Origin of the sequence: Chryseobacterium sp. CCNWLW53 (assembly GCF_037083525.1) — a bacterium.
Lineage (GTDB): Bacteria > Bacteroidota > Bacteroidia > Flavobacteriales > Weeksellaceae > Chryseobacterium > Chryseobacterium lathyri.
Genome location: NZ_JBAOJR010000001.1, coordinates 752,011 through 768,918 on the forward strand (window position 1 = coordinate 752,011; position 16,908 = coordinate 768,918).

Annotated in this window: 16 protein-coding genes and 4 tRNA genes; 16 read left to right on the forward strand and 4 right to left on the reverse strand. The window is 38.3% G+C overall.

Features of this window, described 5'->3' with window-relative positions:
- Positions 1-23 precede the first annotated feature (23 nt).
- Positions 24-521: a DinB family protein gene (locus V6R96_RS03515; protein WP_336378020.1), complete on the reverse strand. Its 498-nt coding sequence runs from the start codon at positions 519-521 to the stop codon at positions 24-26.
- A gap of 248 nt (positions 522-769) precedes the next feature.
- On the opposite strand from V6R96_RS03515, the gene V6R96_RS03520 reads away from it, so the two are divergent.
- The 6 genes from V6R96_RS03520 to V6R96_RS03545 all read left to right on the forward strand — a co-directional run bounded on the left by V6R96_RS03520 (position 770) and on the right by V6R96_RS03545 (position 8,539).
- Positions 770-1,687, forward strand: coding sequence for a GLPGLI family protein (locus V6R96_RS03520; RefSeq protein ID WP_336378021.1), 918 nt, complete (start codon positions 770-772; stop codon positions 1,685-1,687).
- Between the two features lie 135 nt (positions 1,688-1,822).
- Complete coding sequence (locus V6R96_RS03525; RefSeq protein WP_111953877.1) at positions 1,823-2,077, forward strand: FeoA family protein; 255 nt, start codon at positions 1,823-1,825, stop codon at positions 2,075-2,077.
- Complete coding sequence (gene feoB / locus V6R96_RS03530; protein ID WP_336378022.1) at positions 2,077-4,110, forward strand: ferrous iron transport protein B; 2,034 nt, start codon at positions 2,077-2,079, stop codon at positions 4,108-4,110. Before V6R96_RS03525 ends, feoB begins: the two co-directional genes overlap by 1 nt.
- Before the next feature lie 222 nt (positions 4,111-4,332).
- The gene (locus V6R96_RS03535) at positions 4,333-5,361 is read left to right on the forward strand and encodes a DUF4421 family protein (RefSeq protein ID WP_336378023.1); all 1,029 of its coding nucleotides are present in this window, start codon (positions 4,333-4,335) and stop codon (positions 5,359-5,361) included.
- 58 nt (positions 5,362-5,419) lie between these two features.
- Positions 5,420-6,802, forward strand: coding sequence for a phosphoglucosamine mutase (glmM, locus tag V6R96_RS03540; protein ID WP_336378024.1), 1,383 nt, complete (start codon positions 5,420-5,422; stop codon positions 6,800-6,802).
- 354 nt (positions 6,803-7,156) lie between these two features.
- Positions 7,157-8,539 carry a tetratricopeptide repeat protein gene (locus tag V6R96_RS03545; protein WP_111953865.1) on the forward strand — a complete coding sequence of 461 codons (1,383 nt, stop codon included), beginning with the start codon at positions 7,157-7,159 and terminating at the stop codon, positions 8,537-8,539.
- Between the two features lie 147 nt (positions 8,540-8,686).
- Here the strand turns inward: V6R96_RS03545 and V6R96_RS03550 are convergent, their stop codons facing one another.
- The 3 genes from V6R96_RS03550 to V6R96_RS03560 are packed head-to-tail and all read right to left on the reverse strand — an operon-like array spanning position 8,687 to position 10,655.
- Complete coding sequence (locus tag V6R96_RS03550) at positions 8,687-9,577, reverse strand: DMT family transporter (protein WP_111953863.1); 891 nt, start codon at positions 9,575-9,577, stop codon at positions 8,687-8,689.
- Positions 9,564-10,217: a leucyl/phenylalanyl-tRNA--protein transferase gene (aat, locus tag V6R96_RS03555; RefSeq protein WP_111953861.1), complete on the reverse strand. Its 654-nt coding sequence runs from the start codon at positions 10,215-10,217 to the stop codon at positions 9,564-9,566. Before aat ends, V6R96_RS03550 begins: the two co-directional genes overlap by 14 nt.
- A gap of 60 nt (positions 10,218-10,277) precedes the next feature.
- Complete coding sequence (locus V6R96_RS03560; protein WP_034739828.1) at positions 10,278-10,655, reverse strand: DUF3127 domain-containing protein; 378 nt, start codon at positions 10,653-10,655, stop codon at positions 10,278-10,280.
- A gap of 176 nt (positions 10,656-10,831) precedes the next feature.
- On the opposite strand from V6R96_RS03560, the gene V6R96_RS03565 reads away from it, so the two are divergent.
- The 10 genes from V6R96_RS03565 (at position 10,832) to V6R96_RS03610 (ending at position 16,890) form a co-directional block, all read left to right on the forward strand.
- A tRNA-Leu gene (locus tag V6R96_RS03565) sits at positions 10,832-10,913 on the forward strand.
- Positions 10,914-10,917: 4 nt separating this feature from the next.
- Positions 10,918-10,993, forward strand: a tRNA-Gly gene (locus V6R96_RS03570).
- Between the two features lie 5 nt (positions 10,994-10,998).
- A tRNA-Leu gene (locus V6R96_RS03575) sits at positions 10,999-11,082 on the forward strand.
- 177 nt (positions 11,083-11,259) lie between these two features.
- Positions 11,260-11,341: transfer RNA gene (locus V6R96_RS03580), tRNA-Leu, on the forward strand.
- 240 nt (positions 11,342-11,581) lie between these two features.
- Positions 11,582-11,950 (forward strand): hypothetical protein, encoded by a 369-nt coding sequence (locus V6R96_RS03585; RefSeq protein WP_223557854.1) that lies wholly within the window; start codon positions 11,582-11,584, stop codon positions 11,948-11,950.
- Positions 11,951-11,991: 41 nt separating this feature from the next.
- On the forward strand, positions 11,992-13,407 hold the full coding sequence (locus tag V6R96_RS03590; protein ID WP_336378025.1) for a PLP-dependent aminotransferase family protein: 1,416 nt from the start codon (positions 11,992-11,994) through the stop codon (positions 13,405-13,407).
- Between the two features lie 16 nt (positions 13,408-13,423).
- On the forward strand, positions 13,424-13,903 hold the full coding sequence (locus V6R96_RS03595; RefSeq protein WP_336378026.1) for a GNAT family N-acetyltransferase: 480 nt from the start codon (positions 13,424-13,426) through the stop codon (positions 13,901-13,903).
- A gap of 108 nt (positions 13,904-14,011) precedes the next feature.
- Positions 14,012-14,719: a response regulator transcription factor gene (locus V6R96_RS03600; RefSeq protein ID WP_336378027.1), complete on the forward strand. Its 708-nt coding sequence runs from the start codon at positions 14,012-14,014 to the stop codon at positions 14,717-14,719.
- A 51-nt stretch (positions 14,720-14,770) separates the two neighbouring features.
- Positions 14,771-16,126: a HAMP domain-containing sensor histidine kinase gene (locus tag V6R96_RS03605; RefSeq protein WP_223557850.1), complete on the forward strand. Its 1,356-nt coding sequence runs from the start codon at positions 14,771-14,773 to the stop codon at positions 16,124-16,126.
- A gap of 269 nt (positions 16,127-16,395) precedes the next feature.
- A complete protein-coding gene (locus V6R96_RS03610; RefSeq protein ID WP_336378028.1) occupies positions 16,396-16,890 on the forward strand; it encodes a hypothetical protein in 495 nt (164 codons plus the stop codon).
- Positions 16,891-16,908: the final 18 nt, after the last annotated feature.

The window sequence follows — 16,908 nt, forward strand, 5'->3', positions numbered from 1 at the left end:
TTGAGATATATCCATACATATTGCTAAAAGCTCTGATGATCTGCTGACGGACCATAGCTTCCCGGAAGCGGAATATCATTCAGTCTGTAATACACTCCCAGTTGCGCCCTGTGATGCGTGATTTGGTTTAAAGAATGACGGATAGAGCCATATTTCGTCCATTTTGCTATTTCCTGACCATTGTTTTTTAAAGCCCATGTTTCATTAAGGTCTTCTTCTTTAGCATTGTCAAGCGCCTTCTCCGCAGATTTGAAATTTTCGTCCAGAGTCTGCAGAAGATCTTCTTTTGTAGAAAGATGCTTAGGCTGAAAATCTCCCTTCGCAAAATCCAGATCCGAAGTTTTCAGCATCACATCCGGCCATCCGAAAATTTCAGAAATATGAGTGGCAAGAGGCATCATTTTCATACTTTTCTCATGAGGAGCAAAATCATTTTTTCCTTCAGGATAAACTTCGAAAAATTTCCTGGTCGTCTGGTACTCTGCTTCAAGTTCATCTTTAAATTGTGATAAAGTGTCCATAATATTTGTTTTTAAGTACTTAAAGATAAGAGTTTTAAGAGAGAAAATGTTTTAAGGAAATCATAATTTTCTCTCATGGCTGATCAGATTTACCAGTTATACCTTTAAAAAGTCTGATAAATTATAATATATATAGTTGTTTTGTATTTGCTTGATAATCAGTGTAATGTATCAATTGAAGTGAAATTCTTTAAAAAAGCTGTAACATATTTCAGAAACTGATAACTAATTAGTAAATCTTTATTACAATGAAAAAGCTATTTTCTGTATTCTTTATTGCTCTTTTTGCCATAGCGTCGGCGCAGGATGCCAAAGAATCAAAAGAGGCAGCAAACCGTTTCTTCTATGAGCTGACTTTTAAACCGAAAAAGGATTCTGCCAAGATGGATAAAGTAATTACGATCCTGGATATTACAGACAAAAACAGATCCATTTATCAGGATTATACAGTGATTTCGCAGGATTCTATCATGAAAATTGAAATTGAAGCCATGCAGAAGGCAGGAACAATGAAAGATTTGTCGAAAACTATTAAAACCCCTAAAATATCAGCCAGAATATACAAATCATATCCAGGTATGAAAGTACAGTATGTGGATAAGATAGCAAACGGGTTTACACCAAGCAATATAGGATATAGCGAAGACCTAAAATTTAACTGGAATATCCTTAACGATAAGCAGAAAATTGGAGAATATAACACTCAAAAAGCGACTACTGAATTCGGAGGAAGAAAATGGACAGCATGGTTCAGTACAGAATTGCCTTTTCAGGATGGACCTTACAAATTCTTCGGACTTCCAGGTTTGATCGTTAAAATCGAAGATGATCAGAAAAATTATTCATGGGTTTTACAGGGAAATAAAAAAGTCAAGGATTATACAGAATACTCTTACATCGAAAACCTGATGCAGGCTAAAGGAGGAAAAGTAAATGAATTACCAAGAGAAAAATTTGAAAAAACATTCAATGATTTCAAAAAAGACCCTTTTGCATCCATAAGACCAATGATGACACAGGAAATGCTTTCTAAAACAGTTCCGGGAATGGATGGTACAGTGGGTGATATGGTGAAAAAACAGGAGAAGCAGTACAAAGACTTCTACAACGCCAATGATAATCCGATAGAAATATCATCAGTACAGCAGGATAAAAAGAAAAAATAAGACTTCATATCAACTAAATTATATTTTTAAAATCAACCCAGATACAGCAATGTGTTTGGGTTGATTTCTTTCATACTTTTCGTTATTTAGATTAAATTTAAATAGCGTATATTTGCCCTTACAAAAAATCCGGCTTTGAAACAGATTGACTTACATAAATTAAGCGGTTTCCCTAAAAACAAAATGGGAAAAATTTTAGGGTATGATAACGATTACCTGAAAATGCCAAACAAGATCATAGAAATGGGACTTTTACCGGAGACTATTTTCAGAATTTTGTACCAGGCGCCCTTCAAGGGTCCTATGTATGTAGAATTTGGAGAAGAAAAAAGCCGCATCGCTCTTCGTGAAGAAGAGGGAGAGTATATCATTGTTGAAGAATTGAATTAATGCAGGAAAATAAGAAAAAAAAGGTCCTTTTAGTCGGGAATCCTAATGTAGGAAAGTCTACGGTTTTCAATGCACTGTGCAATAAAAAACAGAAGACCGGAAACTATGCAGGAGTTACCGTTGCGAGCCATTCCGGAAATTACACCTATAAAAATGAAGAGGTTGAGGTGATCGACCTGCCGGGCTCGTACAGCGTTTATCCAAGTTCGGAAGACGAGGCTATTTTTTCTAAATTTCTTATTGATGAGCAGGAAAATTATGAAGGTGTAATCTATATTCTTGAAGCATTAAGCTTAAAAAGAGGACTACTTCTTTTCCAGCAGATACAGGATCTTGGTATTCCTATGATCCTGGTGGTCAACCAGATTGATCAGGCAGAAAGAAGAGGCATTAGCATTGATATCCAGAAATTTTCTGATGCTCTGGGGATTAAAATTATTCAAACCAATGCCAAAGAACAGATTGGAATAGATAAGATTAAAGAGTCTGTTTTGCAAAATGGATTTAAAAAAGCAGAGACCATCACTTTCGAAACGCCAAACGAACATAAAGATTTTATTCAGAAAATTGCGGCCCATAAAGGACTTGACAACGAATATAAAGCCTGGATGAGTATTTCATTGGGCTCCGATCTCGGAAGAATAGAATCTATAAAAGATCTTCTTAACCAGCCTGATTCTAAAAGCTTGGTTCCAAAACGATTACAGGTTCAGGAGACCGTAAGAAGATATCAGAGCGTAGATAAAATATTAGCAGATGTAATCTCTAAAAAAGCCCAGTTCAAAGAGCTTTTAACGGAGAAATTAGATAAAGTGCTGGTCCACAAATTCTGGGGCTATGTTGTTTTTCTTTTTATCCTGCTGATTATTTTCCAAAGTGTTTTCTTCCTTGCAGAATATCCGATGAACTGGATCGATGATTCCTTCTCATGGCTGGCTGCTTTTGCTGCAGAACATTTGCCGGAAGGGCCTGTCAATTCACTGGTTTCAAGTGGAATTATTCCCGGAATCGGAGGAATTGTAGTATTTGCCCCACAGATTGGTATTTTATTATATTTCCTATATCTACTGGAAGATTCAGGATATATGGCGAGAGTGGTATTTCTGATGGACAGGCTGCTGAGACCTTTCGGACTGAATGGGAAAAGTATCGTTCCTTTGGTATCAGGGACGGCTTGTGCCATTCCTGCTGTGATTTCTACAAGAAATATCGAAAATGTAAAAGAAAGATTATTAACCATACTGGTTACTCCTTTTATGACCTGTTCTGCAAGGCTTCCGGTATACAGCATCATTATCGGACTGATCATTTCTGACGGATCTTTCCTTGGAATTAAATATAAAGCACTAGTATTGATGGGAATGTACCTTTTGGGCTTCCTTGTAGCACTGTTTTCAGCAGCAGTTTTGAAAAGATTTATCAAAAATAAAGACAAGACTTATCTTGTAATGGATTTGCCAACTTATAAAAAGCCCCTTTTCGGATACGATCTTAAAATGGTACTGGGTAAGGTTTGGGACTTCGTTACAGGAGCAGGAAAGATTATTTTTATTGTAAGTATCATTGTCTGGTTTTTAAGTTATTTTGGACCCAAACAGAAACCCAATCAATTTGTGGCTACCAATGTAGAACTCGACCATTCTTATCTGGCCAAAATGGGTAAAGGGATTGAGCCTCTTATTGAACCGCTTGGCTACGACTGGAAAATGGGCGTGGGAATTCTGACAAGCTTTGTGGCCAGAGAAGTTTTCGTGGGAACAATGTCTACACTCTACAGTTTGGATGATGATGCCCCCGAAGTGAAAGTAATAGATAAAATGAGAAGAGACGTAAAACCTGACGGCGAAAAAGTGTTCAGCTTCGCAACAGGAATTTCCGTGCTTTTATTTTATGCATTCGCAATGCAGTGTGTTTCTACGCTTGCAGTAGTCTACAGAGAAACCAAAAGCTGGAAATGGACCGGCTTTCAGGTTGTAATGATGACCGGTTTGGCATATTTTGTGTCGTTGATAGCATATCAGATTTTAAAATAATGGATACTTCACTAATTTTTCAGTACGTAATCATCATACTGATCGTTGCATTCGCCTGTTATTCTTTATTTAAAGTACTCAGAAAGAATTTCGCACCGAAAAAATTCAGTTCCAAAAGAACCAACTGTGATAAAGACTGTGGTTGCTCCTGATCCCTGTTTTTAAACTTATAATTGAAAAAATTGTAGTAATTTCATTCTCTGAAACTAAAACCTTTTCGATTTGAGCCCAAAATCAGCAGCAGTCTTGTTATTCTCTCTTCTAACCATTTGGGCAAACGCCCAGACCGATACTGCTAAAATCAAGTCCTATGCAGATCAGGTAATGGTCCGTGTAAATCTCGACACCAATATTGAAAAATATGTTTTTACAGAAGGCCCTGAGGACAAACCTTTAGAAACCATCTTTTCAATCAACAATAAAACAAGAGCTTCCTTTTCTATTGATTATAGGATTATAAGTGCAACTATTTCATTTACACCAAGTTTTCTTCCCGGGAATAATGATGATGCGCTCAAAGGAAGCAGCTCCTATGCAGACTTTAGATTCAGGCTTTTCCCCAAAAAATTTATCCAGACCGTTTATTACAAAAACGTAAAAGGATTTTATATGGAAAATATGAGCGATTTTTTTCCGGACTGGAAAGAAGGAAAAGACCCATACCTTCAGTTTCCCGATCTTAGGGTTCAGAGTTTTGGAGGGTCTACAGCCTATGTACTAAAGGATAATTTCTCTCTGAAAAGTATTTATACACAAGGCGAATGGCAGAAAGAAAGCCGTGGAAGCTGGGTGCCTATTGTAGATTATGACCTTTCCATATTCAGAGATATTTTAAACGGACAGAAAAGTAAAGAAACCCAGTACAGTTTCGGGGGCAGCATGGGGTACTTTTATAATTGGGTGCTTGGCGCGAAAAAAAGAGTGAATATTGCTCCTCATATCTCGCTGGGATTAGGCGGAATGTTTTCCAACAGCTGGGATATTCAGGCGGACGGGACAAAATTTAACAAACAAAATACACAGTATCTAACCCTGAAGTTTGCTAGCGGACTTCATATAGGATATAATACAGACCGGTTTCTGTTCGGAGGAAAATTTAATGTCAATGCTTATGCCTACAATGAAAAAGATAACCAGAATGTAGAAAATAACAATCTATATGGATTGCTGTATATAGGTTACCGTTTTCCGCCACCGAAGGTTATCAAAAGGAATTATGACAAGATTCAGAAAAAGATTCCCATCTTATAACTTATTAGGTCTTTTAAGTATCTTTGCTAATGAAACCAATTAAAAAAATAAAAACAGAATGTCGTTAATAAAATCTATTTCCGGGATCAGAGGGACGATCGGCGGAAAAGTAAATGATAACTTAACCCCTCTGGATGTCGTGAAATTTGCATCAGCATTTGGAACCTGGCTTCAGAATACACAGAATAAAAAGAATTTAACCCTGGTCATAGGAAGAGATGCCAGAATTTCCGGGGAAATGGTTTCCTCGCTGGTAACAGCTACTCTGCAGGGATTGGGAATAAATGTAGTGGATCTTGGACTTTCTACAACACCAACGGTGGAAATAATGGTTCCTGAACTGAATGCAGATGGAGGAATTATCCTGACTGCTTCCCACAACCCAAAGCAATGGAATGCTCTTAAACTGTTGAATGGTAAAGGAGAGTTCATCAGTGGAGATGATGGTGCAAAAGTACTCGCTCTTGCTGAAAGTGAAGATTTCAACTACGCAGAAGTAGATGATCTTGGAAAATATGAAACAAGAAACGATGCGTTTGATATTCATATTCAGCAGATTTTAGATCTTCCGATGGTAGACATTGAAGCCATTAAAGCTAAAAAATTCAAAATCGTTCTCGATGCGGTAAATTCTACAGGAGGAATTGCAATTCCAATGCTTCTGGATAAGCTTGGCTGCGAAACAATTAAATTATATTGCGAACCAAACGGGCAGTTTCCACACAATCCTGAACCTTTGAAAGAGCACTTGGGAGACATCTGTGAGCTTGTAAAAAAAGAAAATGCAGATTTAGGAATCGTTGTAGATCCGGATGTAGACAGATTAGCCTTAATTGACGAGAAAGGGGAAATGTTCGGGGAAGAATATACCTTGGTTGCCGTTGCAGATTATTTATTGAAACATAAGAAAGGCGTTGCTATCTCAAACCTTTCCTCAAGCCGTGCTTTGAGGGATGTTGCCAGAAGCCACGATTCAGAATACTTTGCAAGTGCTGTAGGAGAAGTAAACGTAGTGAACCTGATGAAAGAAAAGAATGCAGTAATCGGAGGCGAAGGAAACGGGGGAATTATCTACCCTGACCTTCATTACGGAAGAGACTCTTTGGTAGGAGCAGCATTGTTTTTAACCCATCTGGCAAAAGAAAACAAATCCGTTTCCGAATTAAGAGCAGGATACCCAAGCTACTTTATGGGGAAAAAGAAAATAGAGCTGACTCCGGAGATTAATGTAGATGATATCTTAGCCAAAATGGAAAAAGAGTATCAGAACGAAGAAGTTTCTACCGTGGACGGTGTTAAAATTGACTTTGAAAACAACTGGGTGCACCTGAGAAAATCCAATACAGAACCTATCATCAGGATCTATACCGAGGCTTATACGCAGGAAGAAGCCGATAAGCTTGGAGATGATATCATCGCTAAAATCAAAAGTTTAATATAAAATACAAGAGGAACGGAACAGAAATGCTCCGTTCTTTTTTTGTCGGAGTTCTTTTTAAATAGTCCAGAAGAAAGAAACGAAAGCATATAAATAAACAGGTTCTGAATTTTGAGATTCTCACTGAAAATGAACCGTTATAACTATTTAACCACAATTTCCGTTTTTTATCCACAATCCTTTTATCTGTTTTCTTTTTTTACTATCTTTAATATAGAAATTTATGAAAAAATAATTCAAAAAAAAGTTGCAACTTTGCATAAACATTTGAATTTCAGTTTCAGAGGTTATTATTAATTAAAAGTTTGCCGAGGTTTGTAAGCATATTCAGACATCGGGCCGACAAAGACAACACTATTGGAAGAGTATTTTGGAAATGAACTTGTAAAAAAGTTCGAGGAAATGATGGAAAATAATGATGAATTCTACTTCGATACCGAAGAGCTAGAAGACATTATTGTTTATTATTTGGAGCTGGGAGATTTTAACTACGCAGACAATGCTGTTAATTATGGCCTTAAGCTTCATCCCAATTCATTGGATATCAAGATCAAAAGACTTGAGATTCTTTTGGAATGGGAAGATTATAATACCGCAAAAGAACTCATTGACGAACTGAAAGGTTCATCCATGGAAAACACAGACTTTATGGTCTGCTATGCGAAGTATTATTCGAACCTGGGAAACCCCAGAAAAGCCATTGACATCTGCAAAAAAGCCTTAGAACTGCAGGAAGAAGAAAACTTCCTTCATAACTTTATTGCGGACGAATATGTAAACTTGGGAGACCCTTTTAACGCTCTTAAACACTACAGAAAAGCTCTGAAAGAAGATCCTATGGATGAGTATTCTCTCGAAAACTGTATGATCTGCTTCAGCGACCTGAATAAGAGCGAGGAGGCTATTGCCTTTCTTAATGAATATTTAGATGAATTTGCCTATTCCGAAACCGCTTGGTTCGAATACGGGCAGTTTTACTTCAACAGAAAGAATTACGAAGAAGCCATAAAAGGATATGATTACCTTTTGGCCATCAACTCAAGTTCTGTAGGAGTATATGCAAACAAAGCAGCCTGTTACGAAGCCTTGGGACAGTACCAGAAGGCCGTAGAGGTATACGAGGAAATGCTTGAGCTTGAATATACCAAAGCATTTACATTTTATAAGATAGGATTGTGCTATAAGGCGCAGAAACAGTCCATAATGGCTTTAAATGCATTCCAGAAATCATTGAGAGAAGACCCACAGTTTTATCTTGCGATGATGGAACAATCTTATCTCTATGAAGAAATGGGAGGCATGAAAGAAGCCCTGCATTTTGCAAGAGAAGCTACCCAGCTGAATGACAGTAACCTTGACTATCAGAAAAGACTGGCATTTCTATTTATTGATTCCGGAAAATTTGAAGAAAGCCTTGCCTGTCTGAAAAAACTGGTAGATGCGGAACCTTCAAGGTTTTATAACTGGTATGCCTATTCAGAGGTTTTGATGCTTCTTGGAGAATATGAAGAGGCGGTAACTATTCTGGATAATGCCTTAAGGGTACATGACAGGGCAGAGCTTTACTATCAGCTCAGCAACTGCTATTTCAACCTGAGAAACCCGGAAAAAGGAGCAGAATCTCTTCAGAAAGCTTTAAATATTGACGCATCGCTTGCTCAGGATATGCAGAAAAAATATCCTTTCATCAAAGATGAGGTAAAGAAAGTCAAAGCCAAAGTGAAAAAGAAGAATTCTTAGAAGTTGGAAGAAGGAAGTTTAGACTGAAGATCGAAGGATCTGCCTTAATTCTCCTTAATAGCTTAAAGATTCTTAATGATTTAAATTAACAATCATAAATACTTAAATCCTGCATCGCTGCAGGATTTTTAATTTATGAATACCTGTTTATTTTTTTATAACCGCTGTTTTAGACCTTAAAAAAATCAGTCCGCCAATAATGACTCCTGCCCCTACAAACTGTAAAAAGCTCAGTTTTTCACCATCCAGAAATCCCCAGATAATAGCAACGATAGGCATCAGCAGGGTTACTGTTGACGCAAATAGCGGGGTAGATACCTTCAGTAGCCTGTAATTTAAAGTCATGGCCAGCCCGGTTCCAAAGATAGACAGCAAGCTTACAAACATCAGTCCCAGCATATTGTCTTCATTAAAACTGAATGTTGAAAAGAATCCCGTGAATGTTAAAGCAATAAGAGAAGGGAAAAATAAAACAAATGAAAAAACAAATGCCGATAAAATCGTGGAAGAGACATCCATTAGTTTAGATTTTACCGTTGTCGTGCTTAAAGCATAGCACAGCGTGGCCAGTAACAGCAATAATATCGGAATAAGTTTGAATTTTCCGCCTTCCCCGTCCCCTCCGAAAGCCAATAAGCAGACTCCGGCAAAGCTGATCATTGTTCCCACGATCTGCCTTTTAGTGGTGTCAAACTTCCAGACCAGCGCTCCCACAATAATCACGAAGATAGGCATCATAGAATTGATAATTCCGGCGATACTGCTGCTTACTTCCGTTTCCGCAATCGGAAATAGAAACATAGGAATGAAATTTCCTGTAAATGCAGCCAGGATAAGCCACTTCAAATGCTTTTTGGGAAACAGTTTATATTTTGAAATCGCGACCGGCATTAAAATAATTCCTGCGATCAGAACCCTGAGCGCCCCTACCTGATAGGGACTGAAATGCTCAAGAGACTTTTTGATCAAAATAAAAGACGAGCCCCAGATAACAGTTAATACAATCAGAAGGATCCATTTTTCTTTATCTGCGTTCATTATTTTTGTGTAAGATGTTTAAAAATTCTTTTTTAGGAATCATTTTTGCGCCTAAGCTTTCCAGGTGCTCTGTATGAGACTGACAGTCAATGAGATCAATATTATCTTTGTTATTTTCCACAAAATGAATAAAGCCGGCTTTAGAAGCATTGCTTACTTTCGCAAACATACTTTCGCCGCAGAAAACATTTCCGATCTGAAGGCCGTAAAAACCTCCAACCAGTTCTCCATCCTGCCATACCTCAATACTTTTGGCAAGACCATATTCATTAAGCTGAATAAAAGATTCCATCAGTTCATCCGAAAGCCATGTTCCAGTCTGTCCCTTTCTGCTCGTTTGCTGGCAGTTTTGGATCACTTCCCTAAAGCATTTGTTTTCAGAAAATGTAAAAATACCCCTGTTTAGTATTTTCCGCATCGATTTTGAAACTTTTAGTTCTTCAGGAAACAGGACAAATCTGGGATCCGGGCACCACCACAATATTTCCTCTCCGGGATTGTACCACGGAAAGATCCCCAGCTGGTAGGCGAACCAAACCCTTTCTGTAGACAGGTCTCCTCCAAAGGCAACCAGCCCGTCGTGACCGTCATAAAGTTCAGGATCGGGGAATGAAATCTCGTTTTCGTCTAATCGGACCATTTTTTTGGAAAAAAAATCCCACTTGATAAAGCAGGATTTATATTTGATCTTATTTTTTAATTAAAAAGGTAAATCATCATCATCGTCACCAGCGAAAGGATTTTCATTGGAAACCGGGGATGCAGATTGAGAAGGAGAGGCCTGAGTAGGCTCAGATCCGTTGTCCATTACTTTTTCAATTTTCCATCCTGTAATAGAATTGAAATACTTAGTTTCACCCTGAGGAGAAACCCATTCTCTTCCTCTGATGTTGATTCCCACTTTTACATTTTCACCCTCCTTAAGGTTATCTAATAAACTGATCTTATCAGACAAAAATTCTATGTTTATCGGCTGTGGATACTGTTCCTGGGTTAAAATAACCATTTCTCTCTTTTGAAAGCCGCTTGCAAATGTCTGAGCATCAAAAAGTTTCTTTACCGTTCCTTGTAATTCCATATTGTAATTATTAACGTTGTAAAAGTAAGAAAATGAAATGTAATAATTGGAGGACCTGAAAAAAAATATGAGAATTTTAATTTTTTTTTCTGAAAAGTTTGGAGACAATGGAAAAAGTCCTATATTTGCACTCACAAAAACGAAGCAAGCTCTTTAAAATAAGCAAAAACAAACCAGCGGATGTGGTGTAATTGGTAGCCACGCCAGACTTAGGATCTGGTGCCGTGAGGCGTGGGGGTTCGAGTCCCTTCATCCGCACTATGCGAAAATAGCTCAGCTGGTAGAGCACAACCTTGCCAAGGTTGGGGTCGCGGGTTCGAATCCCGTTTTTCGCTCCACACCTGCCCTGGTGGTGGAACTGGTAGACACGCAGGACTTAAAATCCTGTGTTCGTAAGAACGTGCGGGTTCAAGTCCCGCCCGGGGTACTAAACTCTCTGTTGATCTCAACGGAGAGTTTTTTTATTTTTAAAGGTTTGTAAGAAATCGTTTATTTATCATTGTTGGTAAGTATTTATGTTTTTTTTAGTTCTTATTTTAAGGCAAATGTTTTATATTTGTAGTCATAAAAAGAATAAGTTCTTTATATAAAGAATAAATAACGAGCGGATGTGGTGTAATTGGTAGCCACGCCAGACTTAGGATCTGGTGCCGTGAGGCGTGGGGGTTCGAGTCCCTTCATCCGCACTATGCGAAAAAACTCTCTGTATTGTTTACAGGGAGTTTTTGTTTTTATAGCCCTCATAAACGGGTGTTTGGCGTGCATTAGTCATGATGCTTTTTGATAAACTATTGATCCGCGTCAGTTTAATTAGCCTTTATCCGTATTTTCCACAAACATTCAATCTGTATCCAAGATAATAGTAACTTCTGTATCTGTGTCCATAATGGAATACTCCATAATTTTGTTATACTAAACAGAGCATTATGGAAACTATTATTCGAAACCAACAGCAGCTTCAATATGCTGACGTCTATATTTCAGATATGCAGTCGCTGAGAAATATCTTTCTGCAGTCCCAAAATTTATCCAGATTAAGCCAGGATTTCGGTGTACCCTTTCTTTTGGCTAAAAAAAGAAATGAGATTCTTGGTTTTGCAAGTCTGATCATTAACGGAAAAGGGGAGATCACATTTAAGATCTATGGGAAAAGTGATCTTGCAGACTCTGAAAAAAAGAATTTTAATCTTCAGGCAGAGCGTTATTTCAATAAAAACAATTCAGCAAATTTCCGGAATGCAGAACAGCTGAAAAGCAGTATCAATAGAATGATCAGCTGGTTGAATGTTGGATAAAACGTCAATAAATTTGTACATTTACTTAAAACCGGGGCTTTATGTCAAAAGACGTTCTCTATCTTAAAATAGCAAAATCTGTCACTGAGCAGATCAAAAGCGATACGCTGCAGCAAGGAGACAGACTGCCTTCACTAAGAAGTGCTCAAAAACTCTATAATGTCAGTCTGAATACTGTAAAACAGGCTTATATGGAACTGGAAAGCCGCTCTCTGGTTGAATCCCGTCCCAAATATGGCTATTTTGTGAGCCAGACTTCCCAAAGAAAGCTGGCATTGCCTTCGGTGGCTCCAATGAAAGAAGCTGAGAAGAAAAATACACCGGAAGATCTTATTGATAAAGTATTCGGAACCATTGATGGGACAGATGTTACCCAGTTTGCTTTGGGAATTCCTGGGAAAAGTTTCCTTCCTTTGGCAAAGCTCAAGAAATGTATGATCAATGTGATCAAAAGAAAGAATGATAGCGGTACAGATTATGAGCCGGTACAGGGAAGCGAATACCTCCGTCGGGAAGCTGCCAAATGGGCTCTGGTGTTGGAAGGAAAAATATCAGAAGACGATCTGGTCATCACCTCCGGGGCCATGAATGCAGTATATACCTGCCTGATGGCGGTGACGAAACCCGGAGATTCCGTAGCGGTGGAAAGCCCGGTCTATTTTGGAGTGCTTCAGGCGATCCAGCAGCTGGGACTGAAGGTGGTGGAAATTCCTACCCATCCTATTTACGGAGTAGATCTGGATGCCTTGAAAAAAGTGCTTCCTACACTTTCTGCCTGTTGTTTTGTGACGAATTTCAATAATCCGTTAGGCTTTCAGATGCCGGATGACAATAAAAAAGAACTGGTAAGGATGATTACGGAATATAATGTTCCTCTGATCGAAGATGATATATACGGAAACCTGTATTTTGGAGCAGAAAGACCCAAACCGTGTAAATTTTATGATGAAGCCGGGCTTGTGATGTGGATAGGATCAGTTTCCAAAACCCTTGCTCCCGGTTATCGTGTCGGTTGGGTTGCTCCCGGAAAATTTAAAGAAAAGGTAATCCGGCAGAAGCTGGTGCAGACTGTGTGCAGCCCATCCCTGTATCCGGATGTAATTGCGGATTTTCTTGAACACGGCCGCTATGACCACCATCTGAGAATGTTCAGAAATAAGCTGTATGCAAACTATCTTCAGATTCAGAAATCAGTGGGAGAGTATTTCCCGGACAATACAAAGGTTTCGGAACCTAAAGGAGGCTTTATGCTATGGCTGGAGCTGGATAAAAGGATATGCACGGAAGACCTTTATGATGAAGCCATGAGCCAGAAAATAACCTTTGCCCCGGGAAGAATGTTTTCCCAATATAATCAATATCAAAACTGTATGCGCCTTAACTATGCCCTGGAATGGACGGACAGGGTAGAAAGTGACCTTGAAAAGCTTGCAAAAATGGTTAAAAAAAGAATTTAATTAAACCTTATAAACGATGAATGATACAAATAATGAAGTAAAAATTATAGCCTATGATCCCCAATATAAAGAAGCCTTCAAGGCTTTAAACGAAGAATGGATCAAAAAATTTTTCACCATGGAGGCCGGCGATTATAAACTGCTGGACAATCCCGAAGAGCACATTATAAACAAAGGAGGATACATTGTTTTTGCTCTGCTGGATAATGAGCCAGTGGGAACATGTGCTTTAGTGAAATTGTCCGATAAGCCACTTAAATTTGAACTCTCAAAGATGGCTGTAAGCCCCAAAGCACAAGGAAAGCAAATAGGATATCTGGTAGGACAGACCTTGGTAGATAAAGCCAGGGAATTAAATGCAGAAAGTATTTCCCTTGAAACCAACTCTGTGCTCGTTCCTGCAATAAAATTATATGAAAAGCTTGGTTTTAAGCATATGCCAGCCTCTGATTCAGCTTATTGCCGCTGTGATACACAGATGCTGCTGGAGCTTTAAATAAGAAATATTGCTGTTCTTAGCTAAGATTCTTTCTGTTCATGAGGTTTTGCTTTCCCTCATGCCTATTCACTCTTTTTCCTTATTTTTGTGAAATTCCTTATTTCAATGAAAAAGATTATCCTCATCGAAGACGAAACCAGTGTTGTATCTTTTATAAAGAAAGGGCTTCAGGAAAACGGGTACGAAGTTTCCGTAGCCTTTGACGGACGCACTGGTGTACAGTTGGTGCAGGCCAACGATTTTGATCTGGTAATTCTGGACATTATGCTGCCGGAAATGAATGGGCTGGATGTCTGCAAAGAAATCAGGAAAACCAATCAGCATGTTCCTATCCTCTTTTTAACAGCTTTGGGAACTTCTGAAAATATAGTGTTGGGTCTGGAAAGCGGAGGTGATGATTATCTTGTAAAGCCATTCAAGTTCATTGAGCTGGTAGCCCGCGTGAAATCATTATTAAGAAGAAGCAATGGAGTAAGTCCTCAGGGAATTGCTGAACCGGAGCCTGATAATGAACATGTCTTCAAGTTTTCAGATCTGATTGTTAATGATTATACCAAGAAAGTTACCCGTGCCGGAGATGAAATTTCTTTAACTTCTACAGAATATAAACTGCTGCTCTACTTCCTGAATAATCCTGAAAAAGTAATTTCCAGAGCTGAAATTCTGGATGCAGTCTGGGGTGTCAATTATGAGCTGGGAACCAATGTTGTAGATGTTTATGTAAATTATCTGAGAAAAAAACTGGATAATCAGGATGATCATAAGCTGATTCATACTGTAATAGGGATGGGGTATGTACTGAAAAAACCTTAATGGATGTTTAATAAAGTTGTCACAAATCAAACCAAAACAATGGTGCTCTTAATGTTGGTATTTACTGCCATCATTCTGCTGTTCAGTGGGTTGGTTTATTTTTCTATTGTCAACTTTTCACACCAGAGATTCTATGAGCTGCTGAAGATCCGTACAACAACTATTGTTCAGATCGAAAAAAGCAAAGACCACCTTGACCTTCCCGAAAACTATATCCTCAACGGCCTCAATGATGAGGAGCTTCCCATGGAAAGAGATTATGTTTTTGCGGTTCCGGCGGATTCCAATTTCAGGAAGATCTCACAGGAGGTTCATATTCCGGACTATTTTTTCAAAAGTATCGTCAGAAAAGGTGAGGCCAATTATAATGACAAAGAATTTTATTATATCGGGCAGACCTTCAGGTATGATGATAAAGATTATATTGCCATTGCTTCTGCCAAGAACCATTACGTAATTTACTACCTGGGATTTTTAAAGAGAACGCTGATTACCTGTATTGTACTGTCCCTGTTCTTCAGTATGATTTTTTCTTTTTATCTGTCTAAAACCTTATTTAGGCCCATCTTAAAAATTACAGGTAAGGTAAAAGAGATCAGCTCCGAAAATCTTCACCTGAGACTGGAGCCGCAACCCGACAATAAGGAACTTAATGAGCTGGTAGATACTTTCAACGGAATGCTGAACCGGATAGAAACTTCATTTGAGACCCAAAACCATTTGATCGGGAATGTTTCCCATGAGCTGAGAACACCACTTACCTCGATCATGGGAGAAGCGGATGTCGCTCTTTCTATCGGCAGAACAGCCGATGAATACAAAGAAACCCTTGAGATTATCCTTGACGAAGCCGAAAAGCTGGATAAAAAGATCAAAGCCTTACTCATGATTGCTCAGACCGGTTTCGATGGAAAGATCCAGAAAATGGATAAAGTAAGAATCGATCAGCTGCTTTGGGATGTCATTGAAACCTTGAGAAAAATTGATTCAAGAAATAATATTTATCTGGATATCAGTATGCTTCCGGATAATCCTAAAAAATTAAAAGTACAGGGCAATGAACAGCTGCTTCATCTTGCGGTAGCCAATATCATCAATAACGGTTGTAAATATTCTAATTTCCAGCAGGTAAAAGTCTCGCTGGGCGCTACAGATACAGATGTTTATATCATTGTAAAGGACTTTGGAATAGGTATTCCGGAGGTGGAAATGAATAAAATCTACGACCCATTCTTCAGGGCTTCCAATACCAAAAACTACGAAGGCTACGGAATCGGACTTCCGCTGGCCAGAAACATCGTAAGAATGCACCACGGCGAACTGATCGTAAGTTCTCACGAAAACCAGGGAACCACAGTACAGATGCGTTTTCCTAATTTCTACAGTACGAGACCGGAAGGAGCTTAATAGCAAAGAATAATCCTACAAATACAAGAAGCAAAGAACAATCTGCTCAATTTCTTAACTCAGTGAGAGAAATCTACGTACTTTATTTTCATTCCTCCGAAAAATTAAAGTATCCATCTCAAATATCTCATATTAACGCCTGTTAACAATATTCTAATCTCATTTTAATCTCTTTAATCACATTTTAATTCCGTTCCAAAGCGCTTCTAATCTTACCGCTTTAGTTTTGTATCATCAAAATATGACGACAAACCTAAATCTAAAAAGATATGACCAAAACAATCTTAATCGCCACGGATTACTCTCTTGAGTCACTGAATATATTAAAAAAAGTGCTGAAAGAGAAAGAAACATCGGAAGACCAGAATCAGTATACTATTCTTTTGGTTTCAGGGTATGATGGTGGAGATTCCATCAGGGACCTTCTGTTCAACACAAAAAGTACCATTTTTAATAAGATCAGGCCGCAGGAATTCTGTGATGCCTATGGAATTATCAAAAATAAATACCCTCATTTAGTAAACAAGATTGTCTGCGATATTTTTACAGGAAGCTTTCAAAGGACATTCAACAATTATATGAAAACGGAAAATATTGAGGAAGCTTATTACTCTCCATCTATTAAGAGTAAAGGAAAGGGAAAATTTGATATTGCTCCTTACATCAGAAAATGCAAAGATATCAAGGTTCAGGAAATTAAAATTGAAATCCCTGAAAGACTTCCTGAAAGAGGAAAACTGGCAGAGATATTTGTTGAGGCCTAAAAAAATGATAAACACAAT

What these genes read in the sequence shown, in the direction of transcription:
- V6R96_RS03515 (WP_336378020.1), bottom strand. Translation starts at nt 521, where the DNA reads ATGGACACTTTATCACAATTTAAAGATGAACTTGAAGCAGAGTACCAG.
- V6R96_RS03595 (WP_336378026.1), top strand. Translation starts at nt 13,424, where the DNA reads ATGAATGATACAAATAATGAAGTAAAAATTATAGCCTATGATCCCCAA.
- aat (WP_111953861.1), bottom strand. Translation starts at nt 10,217, where the DNA reads ATGGTCCGATTAGACGAAAACGAGATTTCATTCCCCGATCCTGAACTT.
- glmM (WP_336378024.1), top strand. Translation starts at nt 5,420, where the DNA reads ATGTCGTTAATAAAATCTATTTCCGGGATCAGAGGGACGATCGGCGGA.
- feoB (WP_336378022.1), top strand. Translation starts at nt 2,077, where the DNA reads ATGCAGGAAAATAAGAAAAAAAAGGTCCTTTTAGTCGGGAATCCTAAT.
- V6R96_RS03610 (WP_336378028.1), top strand. Translation starts at nt 16,396, where the DNA reads ATGACCAAAACAATCTTAATCGCCACGGATTACTCTCTTGAGTCACTG.
- V6R96_RS03520 (WP_336378021.1), top strand. Translation starts at nt 770, where the DNA reads ATGAAAAAGCTATTTTCTGTATTCTTTATTGCTCTTTTTGCCATAGCG.
- V6R96_RS03600 (WP_336378027.1), top strand. Translation starts at nt 14,012, where the DNA reads ATGAAAAAGATTATCCTCATCGAAGACGAAACCAGTGTTGTATCTTTT.
- V6R96_RS03560 (WP_034739828.1), bottom strand. Translation starts at nt 10,655, where the DNA reads ATGGAATTACAAGGAACGGTAAAGAAACTTTTTGATGCTCAGACATTT.
- V6R96_RS03585 (WP_223557854.1), top strand. Translation starts at nt 11,582, where the DNA reads ATGGAAACTATTATTCGAAACCAACAGCAGCTTCAATATGCTGACGTC.
- V6R96_RS03590 (WP_336378025.1), top strand. Translation starts at nt 11,992, where the DNA reads ATGTCAAAAGACGTTCTCTATCTTAAAATAGCAAAATCTGTCACTGAG.
- V6R96_RS03605 (WP_223557850.1), top strand. Translation starts at nt 14,771, where the DNA reads ATGTTGGTATTTACTGCCATCATTCTGCTGTTCAGTGGGTTGGTTTAT.
- V6R96_RS03550 (WP_111953863.1), bottom strand. Translation starts at nt 9,577, where the DNA reads ATGAACGCAGATAAAGAAAAATGGATCCTTCTGATTGTATTAACTGTT.